Source organism: Microcystis sp. M113S1 (assembly GCF_020246945.1).
Classification (GTDB): Bacteria; Cyanobacteriota; Cyanobacteriia; order Cyanobacteriales; family Microcystaceae; genus Microcystis.
On the sequence record NZ_JADBSA010000136.1, the window covers coordinates 1 to 5,736 of the forward strand.

At 46.7% G+C, this 5,736-nt stretch carries 4 protein-coding genes; all 4 read left to right on the forward strand.

What is annotated here, in order from left to right; translation table 11 throughout:
• Positions 1 to 503: 503 nt before the first annotated feature.
• The 4 genes from pilM to IM319_RS06990 all read left to right on the forward strand — a co-directional run bounded on the left by pilM (position 504) and on the right by IM319_RS06990 (position 5,393).
• Positions 504 to 1,619, forward strand: a complete 1,116-nt coding sequence (gene pilM / locus IM319_RS06975) for a type IV pilus assembly protein PilM (protein WP_287687620.1) — start codon at positions 504 to 506, stop codon at positions 1,617 to 1,619.
• Positions 1,620 to 1,628: 9 nt separating this feature from the next.
• Positions 1,629 to 2,402, forward strand: a complete 774-nt coding sequence (locus IM319_RS06980; RefSeq protein WP_286825534.1) for a PilN domain-containing protein — start codon at positions 1,629 to 1,631, stop codon at positions 2,400 to 2,402.
• Positions 2,399 to 3,190, forward strand: coding sequence for a pilus assembly protein (locus IM319_RS06985; protein WP_286825535.1), 792 nt, complete (start codon positions 2,399 to 2,401; stop codon positions 3,188 to 3,190). Before IM319_RS06980 ends, IM319_RS06985 begins: the two co-directional genes overlap by 4 nt.
• A 73-nt stretch (positions 3,191 to 3,263) precedes the next feature.
• A complete protein-coding gene (locus tag IM319_RS06990; protein WP_287735103.1) occupies positions 3,264 to 5,393 on the forward strand; it encodes a secretin and TonB N-terminal domain-containing protein in 2,130 nt (709 codons plus the stop codon).
• The last annotated feature ends 343 nt before the right edge of the window (positions 5,394 to 5,736 follow it).

Consider the following 5,736-nt stretch of genomic DNA (forward strand, 5'->3'; position numbering starts at 1 on the left):
AATCTAAAAACCTTGTTGGGTAAGACTTTTAGACTTTTTGTCAATCAAAAAGTACCAGGCATGGGAGTGATCAGGGGGAAAATTCAGGTACTTTTTCCCTGAAAATTAGGTAGTTGACCACCTGAAAATCGGTAAAACCCTACACCCTACACCCCACACCCTTCCACCACCGAAAAACTTTTTGCCGCAAACCCTAACTAGGTTTTTTGTCTAGACTTGGTTCTTTCACCAAAATTGATTACAATGTCACCATCAATAGGCACTTCCTCTCCTCTCCTCTCACCCACTCGAGATTAACCTCGCTCTGAACACAGATAATCGGGTTAGTACTTAGTGCCGAAATAGCTTCTCTTCTTCTCGATTTTTACCTTTTCTGGGTAATTTACCCAGTCAGGATCGTTTATAGACTGATTTACTGCCTTGATCGACCCTAGATAAAATCAGGTCAAAAAATTATTGGCTTTGTTAATCACTAATTCTCTTAGAGCTGCTCAGGAAAATCTATGGTAAGTTTTTTTAAAAAGCTATTGACAAAAAAACCTCAAGGTGTTGGGTTAGAGATCACCCCGGAGCGTATTAACATAGCTCAGATCACCAAACAGGGACAAAATTATAAATTAGTTAAATGTTGTTCGTCGGATATCCCGGAAGGCATCTTTGAGGAGGGAAAAATCGTCGATTCCCCCGCTTTAGCGGAATTAATCCAAGAAGTCCTCAAGGAAAATAAAATTAACAGCAAACGAGTCGCTACTGGTGTGCCGATGCGCGAGTCAATTATCCGGATTATCCCCATTCCCTCGGAATTGGACGATCAGGAATTGCGAAATCTGGTCTTAAATCATGAGGCTAGTTTATACCTTCCCTATCCTCGCGAGGAAGTGGATCTCGACTACCAAAAACTAGGCTACTTTCAGGATGAAGACGGGATCGAAAAAGTACAAGTATTATTAGTTGCTACTCGTCGGGAGATTACCGATGCCTATATGGAAACCTTCCAACAGGCAGGATTACAGGTAGATGTGCTAGAAATTAATAGTTTTGCCCTAATTCGGACGATTCGCGAGCATTTGCGACAGTTTAGTTCCAATGAAGCCGCCGTTATTGTTGATATAGAATTTGATAACACGGAAATTGCCATCGTGGTTGACGGCGTTCCCCAATTTTCCCGCACTGTCCCCATCGGCACTTTTCAGCTACAAAATGCCCTCTCCAGGGCGATGAATTTGCCCACCTCCCGCAGTCCTGAGATTCTTTTGGGGATGACAATTCCGATTATTGCCTTTGATAGTCTTAGCACCAATACTGGCACTTCCGGGGCCCCTACTAACGCCGGGATGACGGCAGTGATGCGCGTTTTAGGGGAATTAACCGATGAGTTAAGGCGATCGATTAATTTCTATCTTAACCAAAGTGATGAACTGGAAATCGTCCAGTTACTTTTAGCCGGTCCCGGGGGCGGTTTAGCGCAACTAGACGAATATTTTACTCAACGTCTCAGCGTCCCCGCCATGGCAATCGATCCGATCGCATCACTGAACTTAGATACAACTCAAGAGATTCCTAATATCGAAAGACCTGGATTGGGAACAGTTCTCGGTTTAGGATTACGGGAGGTATAGACAAAAATTATGTATAGTCTTGACGTTAATTTTCTTAAGGATCGCCATCTCCAGCAAACGGGCAAAGGAACAACCCCCGCGGCCAAGATTTCCACCGCTATTAACCTGCGTAAACAAACACCCCTGTTGATCGGTGTGGGAGTGGGGGCCGGATTATTGACACTGACGGGATTACTCGGTTTAATCGTCGGTTGGCAAACCAGCGAAACTCAGGCCAAAATTCAGCAACTGGACGCGGAATTAGGTCAACTGCAAGCCCAAAGCAAAAAGCTAGAAGACCTGAGAGCGCAATTAACGGCAGTAGAAGGAGAAAATCAATCTCTGGTAACTGTATTCAATCAGATTAGGCCTTGGTCAGCCATTCTTCAAGAAATTCGCCAACAAACTCCCCCTAGCGTCCAGCTAACCAGTGTGCAGCAGGTGGAGGTTCCCGCCGCCCCAGATCAAGGGCAACCGAATCCAGCTACTCAGTTAAAAATCAGTGGTTTTGCCAGTAGTTACGAAGCAGTAAATGATTATCTCTTAACCCTGCAAGCTTCTCCTTTTTTACAGGGCAAGAAAACCGCGATCGAAAGTGCTGCCCTAGCCGATTTACCCGTACAGGTGGACAATGAGTACAAGAATATTAATATTACTTTCCCCCAAGCGGTTCAATTTGTGATCACCGCCCAATTAAGTGATACTCCCGCTACTCAACAACTGCTCAATCTTGCCCGCAATGGCGCGATCGGAGTTGTCACTAGGATTAATACTCTCAAACGCCAAGGAGCCATTCAACCATGACCTTTGCCGAAGAATTTGAAGATCGGGAATTAGAGGAATTTGAAGAGTATCCTATCGCTTTCGGGATAACTTTTACTCCCCGCAATAGTGGCATCGCTGCTGGTGTGGTGGGTTTACTAGGTTCTTTCTATCTGCTTTTTAACTGGGTGATGCCCGCTTATAATACCTTGCAACAGTTGCAAAACGATGCAGCTGGCAAACAACAACAGTTAGATCAACAAAAAAGCGGTCTGAGAGCCTCCGACTTCCAAACAATCGAGAGTCAGTTGCAAGAAAAAAAAGCTATTAAACAGCAAATACTCGCGCTTTTTGCCAAAGAAAAGGACTTAAGCACGATTCTCTTAGATATTAGTAATATCTTTAAGTCTCGCAATGTTAAGCTGATTAGCTTCCAACCCCAAGGACTAGAACCAGTGGTGGTTTCCGATGGTTCCCTCGGGAGCGCGGTTAATAATAAGCTCAAACGTCAAACTCTGAACGTCAAGATCGAAGGGAACTATGCTAACACTCAAGAGGTTATTCGGGATTTAGAAAGATTACAGCCGCTCATTTTGCTAAATAGTCTCAATACCCAGATAGAAAAGGAAGGATCGGCGGTTAAAGTGGTTAGTACCGGCAACAATAAAGCCACTATCGTTCCCCAAGGCGATAAACCCGTTACTACCACCTTTCTTCTCGATGTGATTATTCCTCTCAATGCCGAAGAATTAGCGAAATTAGCACCGCCACCCCCCGCCGCTGGTCAACCCCCCGCCGCTGGTCAACCCCCCGCTAGTCCGCCCCGATAATAGTCTTCAATCCGGTGTGAGTATTGCGTTTTTTGTCCGTTGAATCCCGTAATTGTTGAGGAGTGAAGTTAAAGTGAATCCGTCCCGCTATGCCCTGTTTATCCCCCAAATTGCCTCGTTTTTATTGATGGCTCCCCTGAGCGCTTTGGCCGAAACCCCCATTTCCTTCCATGGTTCAGAGTTAAAATCCGCTACATTAAAAGTTGAATTTTGGCAAGAGTTTAGTCAAGAAAATTTACAAAAGTCGCCAAATCAGCTTGTCCCTTCAAGCGCAGCCGTACAAAAGGAAATCAGCGATCGCATTTTAGCTAGTGAAAAACTGCTCGCCCAAAGTGCGCCCCTTGTCCCCAACCCGGAAATTATCATTCAAGGCGCACCCCAAGCCCCAGGTGTTCCCACCCTACCCCGGGCCGTCGCCCCACCGGTGGGAGATATTGCCATCTCTAACATCGATGCTAGTGCCGAAAAGGTCAAATTCGAGCCTAATATGACTGTACCTCGCATTTTACTGCGGGAAGCTTCCGCTAGAGAAGTGTTAATGACCCTTGCTAACTATGCCGGTTATAACGTCGTTTTCACCAGCGCCCAGGGGGAAGCTAACGCCACCTCTCAGACAGTTTCCTTGGAATTTACTAACGAATCGGTGGAAAACATTTTTAACGCCGTGTTGTTAATTTCCGGACTCCAGGCTAACCGTCAGGGTAAAACCATCTTTGTCGGGGCGCAATTACCCCAAGGGGCGCGTAATCTGATTAGCCGCACCCTGCGTCTCAATCAAGTTAAAGCCTTTAATGCCGCCATTTTCCTCGCCACCCAAGGGGCGGAATACCAGCGTTTAGTTACCCAAACCGAGGATATCGTCGATCCCCTCACCGGACGAGTAACCGGTCGCCGGGATGTTCCTGCCACCCTAGAGGCACTAACACCCCAAAACACAGAAGGATCAAAAGCTGCCTTACTTTTAACTGGTTTAAGAATTGCCGCCGATGATCGCCTTAATTCTATCAATTTAATCGGCGAACCCCGACAAGTCCAAATCGCCACATCTTTATTAACCCAACTGGATGCTCGTCGCCGTCAGGTGGTGGTTAATGTGAAAGTTATCGATGTCAACCTGCTCAATACAGACCGCTTTAACAGTAGTTTTTCCTTCGGTTTTAACGATGGTTTCTTCGTTCAAGATAACGGGGCAGCAGTGCTGAACTTTGGTAATATGAACCCACCTACTAGCTCAACTGTAGGCAGACCGGGGGCTTTCGCACAGCCTGTTGTACCGATTTTTGATATCATATCGGGTACGGGGACAGCAGAAATTCAAAATTTTCTTGACATTCAGAATGGCGCTCCCTTTGGCCGTGTTAACCAGGGACCGAATGACTTTTCAGGGGGTCTAACACCCTACTCGCGCCCTAGTTTTGGTCGGATTAGTAATCCTTTTCAGCCCGGATTGAGTGACTTTACTCCTGGTGAACCAGCCACGTTCAATCCCATCACCGGAGTCACCACACCGGGTAAACCAGATGTCTTCACCTATGAACCCCCGACCCTCTTCCAATATCCCCAAAAATTCCTGATGACCCTGCAAGCCTCAATTCAGACAGGAAATGCCAAGATTCTCACCGATCCCTCGCTGGTGGTGCAGGAAGGTCAACAGGCCACCGTTAAGCTCACCGAGAAAGTGCTAGAAAGTGTGCGGACGGAAGTAGATCCTCTCAGTGGCGTACGCACCACTACCCCCGTCCTGGCCGATGCTGGGTTAACTCTAGCGGTAAACGTCGAGCAGGTGGATGATAACGGCTTTATTTCCCTGTCGGTTAGCCCTACCATCGCCTCTCCGGGATCTCCAATTCGATTTGATAGCGGTGGTCTGACAGTCAACACCCTTACCCCTCTGATTCGTCGGGAATTGACTTCTGGTTTAATTCGTCTCCGGGATGGACAGAGTTTAATTCTTTCGGGGATTATCCAAGAGCGCCAACAGAGTTCTGAGACAAAAGTGCCAGTTTTAGGCGATATTCCCATTTTAGGGGCTTTATTCCGCAGTCGTACCAATCGCAACGATCGCTCGGAGGTGATTATTCTCCTCACTCCCAAAATCATCGAGGATACGGCCACCTCTACCCTCGGCATCAACTATCAACCGGGCCAAGATGCGGCGGAAATGCTTCAGCGTCAAGGTTTCCCCGTACAACCGCGACAGTAATCAGTAATCAGTTATTTGACACTCTCGCCGTCAAGCTACGCTGTGACGGGAGATTCTTGCTTCTACTCCTCTTAACTAGGGTTTGCTGAATAAAGCTAAAAACATTGTTGGATAAGGCTTTTAGCTTGATTGAGAGCTTCCCAAATGCACTTAAATCTGCGCTTAATCGCTTAAAACCCTTGCATCTTCTCTCCTTAGTACCAATGTATCGCAAGATTGAGCAACTGCCAACGCCACCGGACAACTTCGAGTTTCCCTCGGAGGGGAAATTATCCCCAGACAATCGTTGGGTAATTATGGCCAATCTAATTCCTTGGTCAGAATTTGAAGAAGAATATGCCCA

Excerpts from the sequence above, each read along its gene's own strand:
- pilM (WP_287687620.1), top strand. The coding sequence starts at position 504 with ATGGTAAGTTTTTTTAAAAAGCTATTGACAAAAAAACCTCAAGGTGTT.
- IM319_RS06980 (WP_286825534.1), top strand. The coding sequence starts at position 1,629 with ATGTATAGTCTTGACGTTAATTTTCTTAAGGATCGCCATCTCCAGCAA.
- IM319_RS06985 (WP_286825535.1), top strand. The coding sequence starts at position 2,399 with ATGACCTTTGCCGAAGAATTTGAAGATCGGGAATTAGAGGAATTTGAA.